General features: G+C 42.7%; 17 protein-coding genes. 3 read left to right on the forward strand and 14 right to left on the reverse strand.

All coding sequences use genetic code 11. The annotated features are described in order from the left end of the window. The first annotated feature begins 12 nt into the window (after window positions 1-12). Window positions 13-1,095, forward strand: coding sequence for an efflux RND transporter periplasmic adaptor subunit (locus ACVBIU_RS00880; protein ID WP_447162818.1), 1,083 nt, complete (start codon window positions 13-15; stop codon window positions 1,093-1,095). Further along, window positions 1,092-4,184, forward strand: coding sequence for an efflux RND transporter permease subunit (locus ACVBIU_RS00885; RefSeq protein ID WP_447159149.1), 3,093 nt, complete (start codon window positions 1,092-1,094; stop codon window positions 4,182-4,184). The genes ACVBIU_RS00880 and ACVBIU_RS00885 overlap by 4 nt, the downstream gene beginning before the upstream one ends. Before the next feature lie 86 nt (window positions 4,185-4,270). Here ACVBIU_RS00885 and ACVBIU_RS00890 read toward each other — a convergent pair whose 3' ends face one another. The 14 genes from ACVBIU_RS00890 to ACVBIU_RS00955 form a co-directional block, all read right to left on the reverse strand. Next, window positions 4,271-4,465: a DUF2897 family protein gene (locus ACVBIU_RS00890; RefSeq protein WP_447159150.1), complete on the reverse strand. Its 195-nt coding sequence runs from the start codon at window positions 4,463-4,465 to the stop codon at window positions 4,271-4,273. A gap of 20 nt (window positions 4,466-4,485) precedes the next feature. Beyond that, a complete protein-coding gene (gene kdsB / locus ACVBIU_RS00895; RefSeq protein WP_447159151.1) occupies window positions 4,486-5,223 on the reverse strand; it encodes an 8-amino-3,8-dideoxy-manno-octulosonate cytidylyltransferase KdsB in 738 nt (245 codons plus the stop codon). A gap of 68 nt (window positions 5,224-5,291) precedes the next feature. After that, the gene (kdnB, locus tag ACVBIU_RS00900) at window positions 5,292-6,362 is read right to left on the reverse strand and encodes a 3-deoxy-alpha-D-manno-octulosonate 8-oxidase KdnB (RefSeq protein WP_447159152.1); all 1,071 of its coding nucleotides are present in this window, start codon (window positions 6,360-6,362) and stop codon (window positions 5,292-5,294) included. 82 nt (window positions 6,363-6,444) lie between these two features. Further along, a complete protein-coding gene (gene kdnA, locus ACVBIU_RS00905) occupies window positions 6,445-7,629 on the reverse strand; it encodes an 8-amino-3,8-dideoxy-alpha-D-manno-octulosonate transaminase KdnA (protein WP_447159153.1) in 1,185 nt (394 codons plus the stop codon). 207 nt (window positions 7,630-7,836) lie between these two features. Continuing rightward, complete coding sequence (gene can / locus ACVBIU_RS00910; RefSeq protein WP_447159154.1) at window positions 7,837-8,445, reverse strand: carbonate dehydratase; 609 nt, start codon at window positions 8,443-8,445, stop codon at window positions 7,837-7,839. A 6-nt stretch (window positions 8,446-8,451) separates the two neighbouring features. Beyond that, window positions 8,452-9,294, reverse strand: coding sequence for an alpha/beta fold hydrolase (locus ACVBIU_RS00915; RefSeq protein WP_447159155.1), 843 nt, complete (start codon window positions 9,292-9,294; stop codon window positions 8,452-8,454). 46 nt (window positions 9,295-9,340) lie between these two features. Beyond that, window positions 9,341-10,024: a M15 family metallopeptidase gene (locus tag ACVBIU_RS00920; protein ID WP_447159156.1), complete on the reverse strand. Its 684-nt coding sequence runs from the start codon at window positions 10,022-10,024 to the stop codon at window positions 9,341-9,343. Next, window positions 10,015-11,160 (reverse strand): succinyl-diaminopimelate desuccinylase, encoded by a 1,146-nt coding sequence (dapE, locus tag ACVBIU_RS00925; RefSeq protein WP_447159157.1) that lies wholly within the window; start codon window positions 11,158-11,160, stop codon window positions 10,015-10,017. Before dapE ends, ACVBIU_RS00920 begins: the two co-directional genes overlap by 10 nt. After that, complete coding sequence (locus ACVBIU_RS00930; protein WP_447159158.1) at window positions 11,157-11,546, reverse strand: ArsC family reductase; 390 nt, start codon at window positions 11,544-11,546, stop codon at window positions 11,157-11,159. The genes dapE and ACVBIU_RS00930 overlap by 4 nt, the downstream gene beginning before the upstream one ends. Before the next feature lie 145 nt (window positions 11,547-11,691). Then, window positions 11,692-12,201 carry a PTS glucose transporter subunit IIA gene (crr, locus tag ACVBIU_RS00935; RefSeq protein ID WP_447159159.1) on the reverse strand — a complete coding sequence of 170 codons (510 nt, stop codon included), beginning with the start codon at window positions 12,199-12,201 and terminating at the stop codon, window positions 11,692-11,694. Window positions 12,202-12,262: 61 nt separating this feature from the next. Continuing rightward, window positions 12,263-13,966 (reverse strand): phosphoenolpyruvate--protein phosphotransferase, encoded by a 1,704-nt coding sequence (ptsP, locus tag ACVBIU_RS00940; protein WP_447162817.1) that lies wholly within the window; start codon window positions 13,964-13,966, stop codon window positions 12,263-12,265. A gap of 10 nt (window positions 13,967-13,976) precedes the next feature. After that, window positions 13,977-14,234, reverse strand: coding sequence for an HPr family phosphocarrier protein (locus ACVBIU_RS00945; protein ID WP_442529487.1), 258 nt, complete (start codon window positions 14,232-14,234; stop codon window positions 13,977-13,979). Window positions 14,235-14,322: 88 nt separating this feature from the next. Next, the gene (locus ACVBIU_RS00950) at window positions 14,323-14,709 is read right to left on the reverse strand and encodes an ACT domain-containing protein (RefSeq protein ID WP_447159161.1); all 387 of its coding nucleotides are present in this window, start codon (window positions 14,707-14,709) and stop codon (window positions 14,323-14,325) included. 101 nt (window positions 14,710-14,810) lie between these two features. Beyond that, on the reverse strand, window positions 14,811-16,451 hold the full coding sequence (locus tag ACVBIU_RS00955; protein WP_447162895.1) for a methyl-accepting chemotaxis protein: 1,641 nt from the start codon (window positions 16,449-16,451) through the stop codon (window positions 14,811-14,813). A 209-nt stretch (window positions 16,452-16,660) separates the two neighbouring features. Between ACVBIU_RS00955 and ACVBIU_RS00960 the strand changes: the two genes are divergently transcribed. Further along, window positions 16,661-17,356, forward strand: coding sequence for a DUF3334 family protein (locus tag ACVBIU_RS00960; RefSeq protein ID WP_447159162.1), 696 nt, complete (start codon window positions 16,661-16,663; stop codon window positions 17,354-17,356). Window positions 17,357-17,435: the final 79 nt, after the last annotated feature.

The following is a 17,435-nucleotide window of genomic DNA, read 5'->3' on the forward strand; positions in this document are numbered from 1 at the left end:
GCTAAGGCTGTCATGAAAAAAATAATAATAATAATTGGTGCATTGTTGCTCTTAGGCACATATTTCTATCTGCAACAACCTCCGGCAGAACAAGTCACAAAATCTCGACCTATACCAAATGTAGTTGTTACGAAAGCAGCGATACAACCGATACGCGACGAGGTTGAAGCCCTTGGTACGAGTAAGGCAAACGAGTCGATTACTGTGACCCCCAAGGTCACAGATGTGGTGACAAAAGTTAATTTTAATGATGGCGATCTAGTCCAGAAGGGACGTTTACTGATCCAACTTCAAGACAGTGAACAGCTTGCGCGTGTTACCGTTGCAAAAGTGAAAGTTAAAGATCACCAACGTGAACTTGAACGCATTCGCACCTTAGTCACCAGTCAAACAATTGCAGAACTTGAACGAGACAGGTTGCAAACGTTAATCGATACCGCTAAAGCTGAGCTGGCCCAGGCGCAATCGGCCCTAGGTGATCGCAGTATCAGGGCACCTTTCACTGGTGCGTTAGGTTTGCGCCAGGTCAGTGTCGGAGCTCTAGTCTCACCAGGTAATCCCATTACCACTTTGGATGACATCTCAGTTATAAAGTTGGACTTTTCTGTGCCAGAGCGCTTTTTACAAGCATTGGCTCTAGGCAAAAAAGTTGAAGCAACGGCTGTAGCATTTGACGGAGAAGTGTTTGTAGGAAAAGTGGTGTCAATTGATAGCCGTATTAATCCGAAAACTCGTGCGGTAATCGTTCGTGCCGAGATCCCCAATCTAGATCAACGATTACTTCCTGGCATGTTGATGAAAGTGAAGCTTATCAAGACAAGCCGGGAAGCACTTATATTACCTGAGTCAGCGATAATACCCATTCAAGATAGGCACTATGTCTATGTGGTCAATGACGAGGGCATTGTTGAGCAAAAGCAAGTTACGCTTGGACTACGTAAGCGTGGTTGGGTAGAAATTATTAATGGTGTCGTCCTTGATGAGCAAGTTGTGATCCGGGGGTTGCTAAAAGTGCGCCCAGGAGATCACGTCAAAGTGACCTTTAGCGAACGTTTTAGTTTTCTAAAGCAGGCTAATGTGGAGCCCGTAGCATGATCTTAACTGATATCTCGGTTAAGCGACCGGTCTTCGCTTCAGTTATTAGTATTTTACTGATTGTTTTTGGCTTAGTGGCATTTGACAAGTTGCCGTTAAGAGAATACCCAAATATTGACCCTCCAGTGGTCTCAATTCAAACCAACTATCGCGGCGCCAGTGCGGCAGTAGTTGAGAGTCGAATTACTCAGCTCGTTGAAGATAGGATTAGCGGTGTTGAAGGCATTAAACATATTAGCTCCTCGAGCAGCGATGGGCGCTCGAATGTTACATTAGAGTTTGATGTTGGGCGAGATATTGAAGCTGCAGCCAACGATGTACGAGACCGAGTATCAGGTCTTCTGAATAATTTACCTGAAGAAGCTGATCCACCAGAAGTGCAAAAAGCGAACGGTGGCGATGAAGTGATAATGTGGCTCAATCTCGTGTCAGATCAGATGACTACGTTACAGCTAACCGATTATGCCAGACGCTATTTAATCGACCGTTTCTCGGTGATCGACGGGGTCGCGAATATGCGACTTGGTGGTGGCAAGGTTTACGCCATGCGTGTGTGGATCGATAGACAAGCCTTAGCTGCAAGAAACTTAACTGTTGCCGATATTGAGTCAGCACTTCGCTCGGAAAACGTAGAATTACCTGCGGGCAGCGTAGAGTCAAAAGAGCGCCATTTTACTGTAAGGTTGGAGCGAAGCTTTAAAACATCTGATGATTTCGCCAATTTAGTGTTAGCTGAGGGGGAAGATGGCTACCTGATTAAACTGGGTGATGTTGCAAAAGTTGAAATAGGTTCTGAAGAGGAGCGTATCACTTTTAGAGGCAATCGCGAGGCCATGATTGGTCTTGGCGTGTCAAAGCAATCAACGGCTAACACATTGGATGTCGCCCGCGCGGCGAATAAATTAGTCGATCAAATTAACCCAACCCTACCAGCAGGTATGGAGATAAAACGCTCATACGATAGCTCAGTCTTTATTGAAGCGTCGGTTAAAGAGGTTTATCAAACCCTGTTTATTGCCATGTTTTTAGTCATCGTGGTGATTTATCTGTTCCTTGGTAGTGTGCGCGCTATGCTTATTCCTGCGTTAACTGTGCCGGTGTCTTTAATGGCGACATTTATCGTACTGTTTGCACTGGGCTATACGATTAACCTGTTAACCTTGCTAGCGATGATCTTAGCAATTGGTATGGTGGTTGATGATGCAATTGTGGTACTTGAGAACATTCACAGGCGAATAGAAGAGGGAGATTCACCGCTAAAAGCAGCTTACCTTGGTGCCCGTGAAGTGGCATTTGCGGTTGTGGCGACCACATTAGTTTTGGTTGCGGTATTTATGCCAATCACCTTTTTAGAGGGAGATTTGGGTAAACTATTTAAAGAGTTTGCGGTTGCCATGAGTGCAGCGGTTATTTTCTCAAGCATTGTGGCATTAACGTTAAGCCCAATGATGTGTTCTAAGGTGCTAAAACCCTCTGGGCAGGACTCTTGGTTAGTTCGGAAAATTGACTCGGGAATGGACAGCCTCTCTAGTCACTATCGAATGATTTTAGTCAAGGCGATGAAGCACCCATTTTTGGTGTCATCATTGATCCTAGTTGCACTCGTGAGTAGCGCATTTTTGGCGAAAGAAGTGCCGCAAGAATTTGCGCCAAGAGAAGATAGAGGTTCAATGTTCTTGATTGTCAATGGACCGCAAGGGGCCAGTTTTGAATATATTGAATCTTATATGGATGAGATTGAAAATCGCTTAATGCCATTAGTTGAAGCTGGAGAGATTAAACGTTTGCTTATCCGTGCGCCAAGGGGGTTTGGTCGCAGCGCTAATTTCTCTAATGGTATGGCTATTATTGTACTTGAAGATTGGGCCGTTAGGCGCAGCGCATTTGAAATCATAGGTGATATCAGAGGGCGACTGTCAGATTTAGCAGGCGTACGTGCATTTCCTGTAATGAGGCAAGCCTTTGGCCGTGGTGTCGGTAAGCCTGTGCAGTTTGTATTAGGTGGACCAAGCTATGAAGAGTTGGCGAGATGGCGAGATATTATTATTGAGAAAGCCAAGGAAAACCCTAACCTTGTTGGCTTAGATCATGACTACAACGAGACTAAACCACAACTTAGAGTAGTGATCGATAAAGACAGAGCATCAGATCTTGGAGTATCCATCTCTCATATAGGGCGCACGTTAGAGTCGATGTTAGGCTCTCGTTTAGTCACGACGTTTATGAGAGATGGTGAAGAGTACGATGTGATTATTGAGGGTAATCGAGATAATCAAAATACGGCTAACGATCTTGAAAATATTTACGTTCGATCAGAGCGTAGTAAAGAGCTTATTCCGTTATCTAATTTAGTGCATGTCGAAGAGTTCGCCGATGCAAGTCAGCTAAACCGTTACAATCGTATGCGTGCGATTACGATTGAAGCGAATTTGGCTGATGGCTATAGCTTAGGCGAAGCGCTAGATTATTTAAATGGCTTAACTTATGAGTACCTACCTGCTGAAGCGATAGTGAGTTACAAGGGGCAGTCATTAGATTATCAAGACTCGGGTAACTCGATGTATTTCGTATTCATCTTGGCTCTTGGCATTGTGTTTCTAGTGTTAGCGGCACAGTTTGAAAGCTATGTTCACCCGTTGGTGATTATGCTCACGGTACCACTGGCCACGCTGGGGGCACTAATAGGACTCTGGGTAACGGATCAAAGCCTGAATATTTACAGCCAGATAGGCATTATCATGTTGGTGGGCTTGGCCGCTAAAAATGGTATTTTGATTGTCGAATTTGCTAACCAACTCAGAGATAAAGGCATTGAGTTTCAGCAATCAATAATTCAAGCATCGAGCCAACGATTGAGACCTATTTTAATGACGGGGATCACCACCGCCGCGGGGGCTGTGCCGTTAGTGCTTTCAGAGGGCGCAGGAGCTGAAACACGCTTTGTTATTGGCGTCGTAGTGTTATCGGGCATTACACTGGCAACCTTCTTTACATTGTTTGTGATCCCTGTGGCTTACTCGTTATTAGCGAAGAATACGGGCTCACCTGAGCTGATTGCTAAGCAGTTGGAAAAAGAGCTCGCAGAGTAGTTCATTTTCTTCTACTGATTGCTAGAAATAAAAAAGGCGCTTTAAGCGCCTTTTTTGTTTTCCAAATAGTTAAGTATATTACCTAGCTACTTTTTGTCAGAGTCAGCTTGCTGGTCCTGATCATCTTTGTCAGCCACATTTTTTTCTTTAGTGGTTTTCTTATGATGATCTTTACCAAATTGAGACATTTTGAATTTGGCGCTATATTTCAAAACCGCTAAATTACTGGCGATAATACCAACAACTAATAAAATGAGTAATCCAACTTCAAGATTTGACATAACGCTTATCGCCTTATCAATTAGTCAACAGCAAGTCTAGCTTCACAAATACGGATATCTTCAGGGGTATCGACCTCTGGTGAATCAAACGCACTGATTGCAACTTTAATTTTGTAACCATACTCAAGCGCACGAAGTTGTTCTAATTTCTCCAAATCTTCTAAACGGCCCAGAGGGAGTTTAGCAAAGGTCTGGATAAACTTGCGGGTATAAGCGTAAACACCAAGGTGCTTATAAACCGGGTAATCGGTCGTATCACGGCCATAAGGAATGCGGGCACGTGAGAAATATAAGGCGTTAAAATTGTTATCGAAAACCATTTTAACATGGTTAGGATCGTTGAGCTGTTCGTCATCGCTGATCTCATAACCTAAGGTTGCCATGTCGAACTCACCTGGATGACGTTCAAATAGGCTAATGATCTGCTCAATAGAGATAGGATCAATTAACGGTTGATCACCTTGTAAGTTAATCACAAGATCATCATCGGCAAGACCGAGTTGTGTAATTGCATCGTCGATACGGTCTGTACCTGATGCGGCATCTGCACCTGTCATAACAACTTTGCCGCCAAAACCTTCAACGGCATCTTTAATGCGATCGTCGTCAGTTGCAACATAGATGTCTTTAAGCCCTTTTGCTAAAGCAGCGCGCTCGTATACATGCTGGATCATTGGTTTGCCATTGATTGGTGCCAATGGTTTGCCAGGGAAACGGCTAGAGCCGTAACGAGCAGGGATTAATAAGGTTACATTCATTCAATTTACCTACTTAGAAAAAGTATCATGGGCTTCCATTTGAAGCCCATTCTTGCTTACGCGAGAGTTTAGATACGACGGAATAACTTAGTTAGCATTTCGTCGGTGACTTTCTCTTCCCAGCCTTCACCGTAAACATTATCCCAAAGTGGGCCCATGCTCTTAGTGACGGCAACCATCTTAGCGATAGTTTCGTCAGGAAGATCTTTACAGATGTTCTTAGGCAGAACGATATTGTGTTTATCCATCATCTGACGGAATTCAGCAACGCCTTCTGGGTAGAACTCCTCAAGTACATCAAATGCTAAGCAATTACCGATCCCGTGATGGTAGCCTAATACATAGCCTAGACCATAAGAAACAGCATGACACGCACCAACCTGGCTATAAGCGATACTCATACCGCCCATATAGGATGCCATCATTAGTTTGTCATCTTTCTCTTCATGATCGTCTATGAAGACTTCACGGCAAAGATCCATCGATTTTTCGGCAAATGCTTTTGCAAATTCATTTAGATAGGTGCCTTCGAGTGACTCGACACAGTGGATATAACAATCCATACCCGTGTAGAACCATTGGTCCGTTGGTACACCTGCAATCAGCTCAGAATCCATAATGATCTGATCAAATACTGTGTAATCTGAGTTTAAGCCAAGCTTTCGCACAGGACCACATAGTACAGCGGTACGTGACGCTTCTGCACCCGTACCTGATACGGTTGGAATACCGATATGGTGAATAGCTGGGTTCTTAATAAGATCCCAACCTTGGTATTCAGCACTGCCACCCGGGTTGGTTAGCATAAGTGATACAGCCTTTGCGAGGTCCAGAGTCGAACCGCCGCCTAAGCCAACTACGCTAACAGGAAGTTTACTGTTAAACGCTTGAACTTGCTCGGTGAGTGCATCAACTTGTTTTGTCGTGGGTTCATCATCCACATTGACATAAATAACCAAGTCATGTGCTTTAGCTGGAACACGATCACTTAGTGATTTTGATTGATGAACGTCATCAACCAAAAACACTACAAAATCGTCCTCTACTTGGCGCTCTTCAGCTAAAACTTGATCGAGCTGTGCAAATGAACCGCGACCAAAAATCATTTTTGGTACACATTTGAAGTTCTTAAAACTCATTACGACATTCTCCGTTGGGGCCATTAAATTAAAATGTGCTATCGCGCCATAATTGTATGACGCGACGGATACGTGTGGTTAATTAAGCAAAAGCGCGTTTAATGTTTTCGATACGCTGCTTAATTTCTTCTTCCGTCCATGAAAGTTTGATAAGCATTGAAATTGTGCGGCTCATGATGGCATCAGACTTAGGCACAGACACCTTAGTATAATCGGGTCTGTCTTCAATAAGTGTTATCGGAAGCGCAGAAGGTGACTTAAGTTCTTGGATATGTTTCCAGTTTGACAGATAGTGCCAGTTGTTTACATACCAGTAGAAACAACCATCGACGCCATTTTCGGCTAACTTTTTGTTGATTTCGATGGTGCGTGCTTCAGTAGGCATAAAGAAGGTTAAAAATCCTGCTGAATCACCGTCTGCATCAGGGATTTCTCGGAAGGTGACTTCTGGAATTGCTGACATGGCGTCTTTAATGAGCTTTTTGTTGCTGCGCTGGATTTCAATAATTTTGTCTAGTTTGCGCAATTGAGCTAAGCCCATTGCCGAGTTCATTTCTGAAATACGGAAGTTAAGCCCCATAATTGGGTGACCTTCCGCGCCGCGGTCATTGCCTACATGATCATGACCATGATCTGAGAACATATGTGCATGGTTGTAGATAGTTTCGTTATTGGTGATCACTGCGCCACCTTCACCACAGGTGATGGTTTTAACTGAATCGAATGAGTAACAGCCAACATCACCAATAGTGCCGAGCGCCTGACCTTTATAACTACCGCCGATAGCTTGACAAGCATCCTCAAGAATAATCAGGTTATGCTTAGCACATACGGCTTTAATTTCATCCATTTTAGCCATAGAGCCACACATATGGACTAGGTTAATGGCCTTTGTTTTAGGCGTAATGGCTGCTTCGATACCTTCTGGTGATAGACAAAGCGTTTCATCGATTTCAGCAAATATCGGTACAGCTCCTGCCATGAATACCGCTTCTACAGAGGCTACGAAGGTGAAAGGTGGCACAATGACTTCGTCACCAGCGCCAATGCCTGCGGCTGCCATTGCGGTTTGCAGTGCAGCAGTACCACTGGAAACAAGGTGTGCATGCTTAGCATTCATTTTTTCGCACAGTAGTGCTTCCATCTCACGGGTTTTCCAGCGGTCGTTGCGCATATGATCAAAGTTATAACGGAAGGTAAAGCCATTCTCCATTACATCCGCGACTTCTTGTTTCTCTTCAGGACCAAATAATTCAAAACCAGGCATGGATATTTCCTTAGCATTCACTGCGCAAAATTGCGCTAAAAATAAATAATCGATTATAACTGTGATGGGCAACAAACTGCGAGAATTCTTACTCTTTTTCTCATATTTTGTAAAAATTTAGTAACGATTGCTAAAAAAAAAGGCTACCTCAGCAAAATGCTTGAGATAACCTTGATGTTGGTGTTTAGAAACTAAACGTTTCTAACGTTATTCACTCGTCGTGTCTTTATTAACCGTTACATCTAAATCTGATAGTAAACCGTTCTCTACGCTGTAGATCCAACCATGAATGGCCACATCTTGGCCTCGTGCCCAAGCATCCTGAACAATTGTGGTACTGGTGACGTTTGCAACCTGTTCAATGACATTGAGCTCACACAAACGATCGAATCGCTTATCTTCATCCATGTTTTCAAGATCGCGTTTATGTAATCTGTGTATGTCTCGAATATGCCCGAGCCAATTATCGATGAGACCTAAGCGCTCAGTGCTCATTGATGCTTTTATACCGCCACAACCATAATGACCAACAACCATAATGTGTTTTACTTTAAGCACTTCAACAGCATATTGCAGCACAGATAAACAGTTCAAATCTGTGTGAATAACCATGTTGGCGATATTGCGATGAACAAATACTTCACCAGGCATTAAATCGATTATCTGATTTGAGGGTACACGGCTGTCGGAGCAACCAATCCAAAGATACTCAGGATTTTGCTGCTTAGCGAGCTGCTCAAAAAATTTTGGATCTTCTTTTAAGATCCGCCCAGCCCAGCGTCGATTATTATCAAAAAGTGGTTTTAGTAGTTTCATTAGATCTTATGTTAGCTCAGTTAAGAACTGGCTGATCTGTTGATTAACAAATTCGGCCTGCTCTAAAGTTGATATATGGCCGCACTCAGCAATATGGACATATTTACTGCCATCAATTGCATCATGCATTAAGTATCCTTCGAGTACTGTACGCGCTTTATCTTCTACACCGGTCATGATTAAGCAGGGAAGAGTTAATAAATGCACATCATCCATGGTATCGCGACGGCCGAAAATCATTCTGCCTATTTGGTATAAGCAGTCAATATTGTTGCTATCAAAATGATTTAGCTTTTGTTTAAATAATTCAACGAGCTCTGCATTAGGCTCAGTTGCAAAAAAGAGTGGGGTGATAGCGTCAATGATTGTTGGTGAAATGACTTGTTCTGCTTTAATAATATCCAGCATCGCGTAGTATTTGTCGCGGGTTATCTCTGGTTCATAACCAATAAAGCTGCCTAACATAATGAGATGTTGCACTCGTGCAGGCACTTTAAGGGCGAGCTCAGCTCCCCACATCGCACCAACCGATAAGCCCATTACGGAGAAAGAGTCTACGTTTAATTTATCCATGAGTTCAAGCATTTGAGCCGCAATATCACGCAAGTTTCTGGTCTGTTCTGGAAGCTTACCTGAAAAACCATGGCCCCAAAGATCTGGCACAATACAACGGTAGTTTTGACTTAAGTGGGCTATCTGTGGCGCCCACATATCAGCGTCCCATAGATAGCTATGACCCATTAATAGCACGGGACCTTGGCCGATATCTAGATAGCTTAGCGTGCTGCCATCAATGCTGATTTGTTGTCTGTTTGCTGCAAAGTTGCTGGTAAAGTCGGTTATGTTCACAGTGTTATCTCTAATATATGTGAAGAAATCTGGTTTTGGTTAACGGCTATTTCTGCGTAGGAATGGGGGCGACGCGTAACACATACTCATTAACCAGTGGCACTATGCGCTCAAGTATTGTGTCTTTGTGTAAAATATCACAACTGGCCAAGATTGCTTTTACTGCATCGATATCGTAAGTATTAATATAATCTTTCGACATTGGAAAGTAGCTTAAGTGCCACGGTTCTGGGCTTACGCCACTTAACCCCTGCTGATAAGGTAGGTAGAAGCCGAATTTATCTGCGTGGGAGTGTAACCATTGGCTCAAGTGGAAACAAGGTCCACCTTGCTGATATTCTGTAGGAACTAGCTGTAACTTTGGCTTTTCTATGCCGTTGGCATCAAAGATATCGATGTCTGTGCCCCAGTGGTGCCTTGACATTCCCGGTATCGCCGACCATAAAAGGATAGTATCGATTAATTCATTTGAAGAAAGATGCTCAATTGATACCGGCATAGAGGATTTGTCTAATACTGCCCGTCGACCACTGGCTTTGGCGTTCCAAATCCCTAGCTGTCTATCGAAATTTCGATGTCCAGAGCAGATCTGAATATCAAGACCTGCAGTTAACGCAGCTTGCTGCATTGTTAAAAATGCAGCCGCTGTGTTTACTTCTAAAAGGTGACCTAAGCATTCAACCAGGTGTTGGTCTTCAAGGCCATATAAAGAAGGCTGTGTTACTTGCACAGCAAGTTTTCCAAAATGGCTTCATAACAATCAGTCAGTAACTCAAGATCTGAGATTTTCACGCACTCGTTGACTTTGTGAATAGTGGCATTAACTGGGCCAAGCTCAATAACCTGTGCACCCGTTGGCGCAATAAAGCGACCATCTGACGTGCCACCCGAAGTTTGTGGATCGGTATCTGTACCTGTGACTTTTTTGATTGCCGCTTTGGTTGCCTCTAATAACGGTCCATCGCCAGTTAAAAAGGGTAAGCCATTGAAGACCCAATCGATATCGTATTCTAAACCATGAGCGTCTAAAATATTGAGTACTCGTGCGATTAAGATCTCGGCGGTGACTTCAGTGGAGTAACGAAAGTTAAACATCACCTCTAACGCACCTGGGATCACGTTTGATGCGCCAGTGCCACCATTGATATTTGCGATTTGAAAGCTAGTCGGCGGGAAAAATTCATTACCATTATCCCATTTCATTCTTGCAAGCTCATCCAGTGCTGGAGCGGCTTTATGAATAGGGTTATCAGCAAGATGAGGGTAAGCAACGTGTCCCTGGATCCCTTTAACGGTTAAATTGCCTGTTAGGCTGCCTCGGCGACCATTTTTAACGATATCACCCAGTTTATGGGTAGATGAAGGTTCTCCCACCAGCGACCAGGTGATTTTTTCATTGCGCGCTTCGAGGGTATCGATGACGCGAGTTGTACCATTAATAAAAGGACCTTCCTCATCACTGGTAATGAGAAAGGCAATAGAACCTTGATGATCTGGAAATCGTTTAACGAATCGTTCGGCTGCTACCATCATTGCAGCGAGTGAGCCTTTCATATCTGCGGCGCCTCGGCCGTGAAGATAATCATCGATAACAACAGGCTCAAACGGCGGCGTGTGCCATTGTTTTAAATCGCCTACTGGCACAACATCAGTATGGCCGGCAAAACAGAAAACAGGAGATTGAGTGCCTCTACGAGCCCACATATTGGTGGTGTCTTCAAAGACCATAGATTCAATATTAAAGCCTGCATCGGCTAATCTATCAGCCATGAGTTGCTGACACCCTTCATCTAAAGGGGTGACCGATTGACGAGAAATTAAGTCTTTGGCCAGTGACAGTACTGGCGAGTCTGTAGTTTGGCTCATAGGTTGAACCACGTGCGATAGTCTGCTTCTTTAAAACCAACCTGGACTTGTCCATTCACCACTAAAACAGGGCGCTTGATCAAGGTTGGGTAGAGTGCCATCAAGGCTACAGCTTTCTTCTCATTGATGTCATTCTTTTCTGTATCCGTTAGATTTCTATAACTGGTACTTCTTTTATTGAATAAGGCTTCCCAGCCGATAGCACTGACCCATTGTTCTATTTGCTCAGTACTGAGCCCATCTTCACGAAAATCATGAAAAGCAACTTCAAGTTGGTTAGCTTCAAGCCATTTACGGGCTTTACGTACAGTATCGCAATTCTTAATTCCGAAAAGTGTCAAAAGGGTACTCCAGTTTGTTTTTATAAGTTGTCTGCATTGTGTCATTGCTTTTGGCTCTGCTCAAGGGGGAATTGTTGTCATGTTTCCCTTGTTGAGCGTAATTCAATGCCCAATGGCCAGCTTGAATTGCAATGATGAAAAAGCCTAATAAATATTAGGCTTTGGTTAATATGTAATACGGGTTAAGGCGTTAAAGTTTGACTGAAAAAATGATGTCTTTTCCTGCTTCTAGATGGCCTTGTTTTTTATCTATGGATTGAATGTCTTCCATATTGGCGATAAGCACAGGTGTAAGAAGGCTATCTGCGTGTTCTTTTAAATAGTCGAGATCAAATTCTAGTATTGGCTCGCCCATCTTAACTTCTTGGCCTTCTTCGGCTAATCGTTTAAAACCATTGCCTCTGAGTTCGACGGTACCAATACCAAAATGTACAAATATTTCGAGCCCTTGTGTAGATTCGATGCTAAACGCATGGTTTGTTTCGAATATTTTTCCTATGGTGCCATCAATTGGAGCTAAAATAAGGTGGCCTTTTGGCTCGATTGCCAATCCGTCACCGACAATCTTCTCAGAGAATACGGCATCGGGTACCTTTTCAACGTCTACGATTTTTCCACTCACTGGAGCATACACATTGACTATGCCCGCTATGTCACTCTGTCCAGAAATAAGGCGTCTAATACGGCTCAAAAATCCCATTTAATTTGCCCCTTGGAATCATTATTATTATCGAGTAAGGCTACTGTTACTATCATAGCTATTAAGACCGACCATTAATGTAAAGTTTTAATTCGTCAATTCTTTTTATTTTTAGCGCATGTTCGGCTATCGTCAAGCATGTTTGATAACTTATATCACGTAATGCCGACTTAACCTCTAATAATGAACCTAAATTAACGCTGAGCTCGTCTATTCCCATTCCAACGAGTAAAGGCGCTACATTTGGATCGCTTGCTAATTCACCGCACAGCGACACGGTGATTTGGTGTTCTTTGGCGATATCTATGGTGGTTTGGATAAGATTAAGCACCGCAGGGGACAGAGAAGGGTATTCTTTGGTCAGTAATGGATTGGTTCGGTCGGCGGCCATGGTGTATTGAGCGAGGTCATTTGTACCAATACTGATAAAGTCAAGATATGGCAACATAGACTCAAGGTTAAGTACGGCAGCAGGCGTCTCAACAACGATGCCATAGGTTAGCTCTCCAAAGCCTTTCTCTGCTTCAATTAGCCTTACTTTACACTCTTCAACGTAACCTAGTAATTGCTCTAACTCTTCAATCTGATTGATCATTGGAAACATTAGGCGAACAGAGCCGTGATTGGCAGCGCGTAAAATTGCACTCACTTGTGTCTTGAACAGTTCTGGATGCGCCAAGCTGTAACGGATCCCCCTTAAGCCTAACGCTGGATTATCTTCAATGATTGTTCCAAGGCAGGGGATCTCTTTATCGGCACCGACATCTAGGGTGCGTAAGGTAAACGTCTTACCTTCCATTAAATGCAGCGCATCACAATAGAAGTGATATTGAGTTTTTTCATCGGGCAAAACACTGGTATTCATTAACATGAATTCAGTTCTAAATAAGCCAATTCCTTCGGCGCCCACATCGGCTAAATGACTGACCTCGTTTAGATTACCTACATTAGCTAATAAGGAAATGCGGTGACCGTCCAAGGTTTCTGTGGGCAAATCTTTAAGAGTGAGTAATTGTTGTTTACGCTGAAAGTCTAGTTGCTTTAGGGCTTGTAAATGAGCCCGCTGTTTTTTGTTGGGGTCAACAACCAACTCACCTTTATTCGCATTTAACACTACCTGAGTGCCATTGTTAATCTGAGCGGCTTCATATTGGCAACTTAACAGGGCAGGGAGCCCAGCACTACGAGTTAAAATTGCAGTATGACTTGTCAGGCCGCCGGTATTGAGCACGACACCGGTAATATGCTCAAGAGGTAGCATGGCAAATTCAGCAGGGGTCAAATCGTGAGAAAATATTATCGTATCTTGAGTGAGTTGACTTAGATCTAGATGTTGAGCTCCGTTTAAACGAGCAATGAGTCGACTACCGAGGCATGTTACGTCTTGAGCTCGATTGGCAAGATAGGGATCATCTAATAGTGCTAATTCGCTGGCTTGCTGGTCGAATACTCTCTCTATGGCGAATGCTGCGCCAATTTGTAAACTTGAAATGGTATGTTCAATGTGTTCTAACAGATCCTCATCGTCTAATATAAGCAGATCAGCTTCAATTAAATCAAAGTGGCTGGTTTCAGGTTGAAGCTTCTCTAGACCTTGAGTTAAATGTTGTTTTTGAAGGTCAAATGCGTGCTTTAGTCTGTGTATTTCGATGGGAACTTGAGATTTTGGAATTAACCGGTAATCAATCTTTTCATGATGTAAATTAAGGTGTAACGCTTGACCAAAAGCGATACCCGATGAAACAGCGATCCCTGTAATCGACATAGCTAAACCCTTAACTTAATGTAATGAGTAGTTCTGACACTTCTTCTACAGCTTGTTGTGCTTGCTCTCCCTCTGCGAAGACTCTGACCGATACGCCATAATAAAGCCCTAAGGTTTGCAGTTTGAATAAGCTTTTAGCACTCGCGTGCTTACCATCACATTCTACAGTGATATTGCAGTCAAAAGATTTGGCCTTTTTCACTACAAGAGCTGCAGGGCGGGTATGGATCCCATGTTTAGCTGTAATAATCACGCTCTTTTCATACATGAATGAAACACTCTAAAGTTGGTGCAATTGTATTTTTGCTATTTGGGCTAACTCAAAAAGACAATAACTAATAACTAATAACTAATAACTAATAATCAATGATTTGGTAATTTTTCTTTTTAAGTGCTTTAGTTGCCGCCGATAAAGTGTCTTTTTTGACTAAGATATAATCGGTATCAAAAGTCGATATGGCAAAAATACTTATTTTTTCGTCAGCCAGAGTGCTAGAGACATTGGCTAAAATGCCCGTCATTGAAAAGCCTAAAGGACCGATGACTTCAAGGCAGCGCCAGTCATCTTCTTGCTCGATGCTATCGAGTATTAACGTCGCAGGGACGACAACAGAGATCTCATCTTTGGTTTTACCAATGAAGTACATATCTTGTTGAAAAATATCAGGCGAGATCCCACTGTCTGTTGAAAAACTATGGATAGTGTAGAGTTCCGGATGGATAGCTAAAGTCATGCGAGCCATAATTTCAATTCACTTTTAAAGATATCTCTTCAGTGAATTTAGCTTATCATAATTTCAAAAGAGCGTAAGGGGCAATTACAGCCCCTCACGCTCTTGTAACTTTAGCTTATTTTGAATTGGCCTAACGTACGGGCGCAATCTTTACTAATAGTTTGCAGTGACATTGCAGCATTGTGGTTACTTTCATTCGCTTTGACTGACACCTCCGTTAATTCGGTTATCGAACAGATGTTGCGATTAATCTCTTCAGTAACGATAGATTGCTCTTCTGTTGCACTGGCAAGCTGGGTGTTCATGTCACTAATATGCGCAATCAAGCCTAAAATGTCAGTCAGCGAATCGCTCACCTCTTTAGCTTGAGTCTGCACTTGTTGAGACTGACTTTGATTTTGCTCATTACTGGCAACAACACTGTTTACACCAGACTGGATCTCTTTAATGATGTTTTGGATCTCATTAGTCGAATCTTGAGTACGGTTAGCTAAGGCACGAACTTCATCTGCGACGACCGCAAATCCCCGTCCATGACTACCAGCTCGGGCAGCTTCAATTGCTGCATTAAGCGCAAGTAGGTTAGTTTGATCGGCAATGCCTCGAATCACATCTAAGATGTTGCCAATCTGAGATGACGAGCTACCAAGCGCGTGAGTGATCTGCTGAGCATTTTTAAGTTCGTCAGCAAGATGCATAGAGTTATCAAGCGTAGCATCCATCATAGACATACTCTGCTGGGCTTGATGTTTTACACTATTAGCCGCTTCTGCTGCCTGGTTAGTATTACTGGCCATCTCTTGAGTCGTCGATAGCATCTGATTGATTGCCGTGGCGACACTGGAGGTTTCTCTATGAAGGTGCTCGACACTATCATTTGATTCTTCTGCGGCGTTAAGTAACCGTTGGGCATCTAGGTCTAGATCTTCCCCAATAGGCTGAAGCTGTGCGACCATATCTCTAATTTTGATGACAAATAAATTAAACGCTTCGGCAAGTTCAGCGACTTCATCTTTACCTTTGGTAGGCAATTTTTTAGTTAAATCGCCTTCTCCTTGAGCAATATCTTTCATGGCGCTAATTGCTTCTTTTAACGGGGAGGTGATAGAGATGTTGAGCACCAAGAAAAACAGGAAAATAGGAATGGAGATCATTAACATAATGACGAGGTAGTCGAACGCCATTGAATACATGACGCTATGAATATCACTCATGTAACTGCCGGTAATAATCGTCCAGCCCCAGGGTGCATATTGTCTGGCCTCTATGAGTTTAGCGTCTAGTAGACCGGTTGTGGGGTTAGGGAAATCGATTTGAGCCTTAGCGAAAGACTGACTGGTTGATAAGTTTAACAATGCTTCAAGTTCACTCGCAGCTTGTGAGTGAAACAGTGAGTTTATATTTTTAGAAATAGCGCTTGGATCTGCACCATTAGCGATAATGGTATGGTCGCTATCTAAAATCATAAAGTAGCCATCATTGCCAAAATGTATTTGGTTAATGAGTTCCGTTGTCGTTACTTGTGCTGCCGCTAAACTGACTTTTTGAGCATCGACTTGTTTTTTACCTGCTTCAATTAAACTGATTGCAGTGTTTATTTGACCGTCGTTTTGCAACCATTTTTGCGCCACAAGGTTATTGTACTGTTCGTTTATTGAAAAACTGGCAAAGCAAACAGTGCCGATTGCAGCCAGCATTAGCATTAAAATTAAACGTTGTAGAATCGTAAATTGTCTGAGTAGAGCGATCATATAGTTCTTGTTCTGCCTACGAATACGTGGGTTCAATTTACCCTTTATGCCGAGGTAGGGGAACAGTAACAGTATGTTTATTTTAAAAATGTTAACTCAATCCTTTCATCACTTTATACGTATTTATTGCTGATGTTTTCGGGTTTTACTTTGTTTTGTTAATGTTGTGGGGCAATATAACGTCGATTATTTTTTCATAGGGTCTTTTTATGCAATCCACAGTCTCCGTTAGCACCGACGATATTTTATTAAAGCTATGCCACTCCGTTTCTCATGTGTTATCAAGCACCACTCATAGTCAAATTACCCACGCAGGTATGGTTCAATCTATTACTAGAACTTGTTTAAAGCCCGATTTAGGGTGCTTTTCAATTTTTGATGGCGGCTTCTCTGGACTGGTTGTGATTAATTTTTCTGCGCCTGCGGCATTAGAGATCTACCGCGAATATATGTTGAACATGGGCATGCCAGAAGCTGAGTTAGCCCTCTCCCATACCTCTGATGAAGTCGGTAACGTCATGGGCGAGTTGATGAATCAGATTTTGGGTGACTTCATTAATAAAATCAGTAAAGAATTACAAACGAGTATTAGCCAAAGCCAGCCAAAGATGCTGACAATTAATAAAGAGCTGACAATCTCTATCGATACAAATTTAGACGAAGCAGTAGCAAGAAGAGTGTCTTTTAAGACGCAACGTAATCATGTCTTTTATCTTGAGTTTGCTATGGATAAAACGGAGTTTATCAAGTTAAGTGAATTTGAAACTGATGAAGAGTTTGATTTAGATGAATTGCTGGCTGAGCATGGTCAATTAATGGGCACAGAAGTCAGAGCCCATAAATCAGCAAAGGTCACGTTAGCCAAAACGGATGCCGATGATTTACTCGACGAGTTAGGCATTTAAACTTGGCAATTTGAATTCCAACCATTTGAAACTTGAGTATTTAAACGTTAACTGTTTAAGTCTATAGAGTTTAGTCGTT

The sequence above is a fragment of the Shewanella sp. 30m-14 genome, assembly GCF_052977125.1.

What these genes read in the sequence shown, in the direction of transcription:
- ACVBIU_RS00880 (WP_447162818.1), top strand. Translation starts at nt 13, where the DNA reads ATGAAAAAAATAATAATAATAATTGGTGCATTGTTGCTCTTAGGCACA.
- ACVBIU_RS00885 (WP_447159149.1), top strand. Translation starts at nt 1,092, where the DNA reads ATGATCTTAACTGATATCTCGGTTAAGCGACCGGTCTTCGCTTCAGTT.
- ACVBIU_RS00890 (WP_447159150.1), bottom strand. Translation starts at nt 4,465, where the DNA reads ATGTCAAATCTTGAAGTTGGATTACTCATTTTATTAGTTGTTGGTATT.
- kdsB (WP_447159151.1), bottom strand. Translation starts at nt 5,223, where the DNA reads ATGAATGTAACCTTATTAATCCCTGCTCGTTACGGCTCTAGCCGTTTC.
- kdnB (WP_447159152.1), bottom strand. Translation starts at nt 6,362, where the DNA reads ATGAGTTTTAAGAACTTCAAATGTGTACCAAAAATGATTTTTGGTCGC.
- kdnA (WP_447159153.1), bottom strand. Translation starts at nt 7,629, where the DNA reads ATGCCTGGTTTTGAATTATTTGGTCCTGAAGAGAAACAAGAAGTCGCG.
- can (WP_447159154.1), bottom strand. Translation starts at nt 8,445, where the DNA reads ATGAAACTACTAAAACCACTTTTTGATAATAATCGACGCTGGGCTGGG.
- dapE (WP_447159157.1), bottom strand. Translation starts at nt 11,160, where the DNA reads ATGAGCCAAACTACAGACTCGCCAGTACTGTCACTGGCCAAAGACTTA.
- ACVBIU_RS00930 (WP_447159158.1), bottom strand. Translation starts at nt 11,546, where the DNA reads ATGACACAATGCAGACAACTTATAAAAACAAACTGGAGTACCCTTTTG.
- crr (WP_447159159.1), bottom strand. Translation starts at nt 12,201, where the DNA reads ATGGGATTTTTGAGCCGTATTAGACGCCTTATTTCTGGACAGAGTGAC.
- ptsP (WP_447162817.1), bottom strand. Translation starts at nt 13,966, where the DNA reads ATGTCGATTACAGGGATCGCTGTTTCATCGGGTATCGCTTTTGGTCAA.
- ACVBIU_RS00945 (WP_442529487.1), bottom strand. Translation starts at nt 14,234, where the DNA reads ATGTATGAAAAGAGCGTGATTATTACAGCTAAACATGGGATCCATACC.
- ACVBIU_RS00950 (WP_447159161.1), bottom strand. Translation starts at nt 14,709, where the DNA reads ATGGCTCGCATGACTTTAGCTATCCATCCGGAACTCTACACTATCCAT.
- ACVBIU_RS00955 (WP_447162895.1), bottom strand. Translation starts at nt 16,451, where the DNA reads ATGATCGCTCTACTCAGACAATTTACGATTCTACAACGTTTAATTTTA.
- ACVBIU_RS00960 (WP_447159162.1), top strand. Translation starts at nt 16,661, where the DNA reads ATGCAATCCACAGTCTCCGTTAGCACCGACGATATTTTATTAAAGCTA.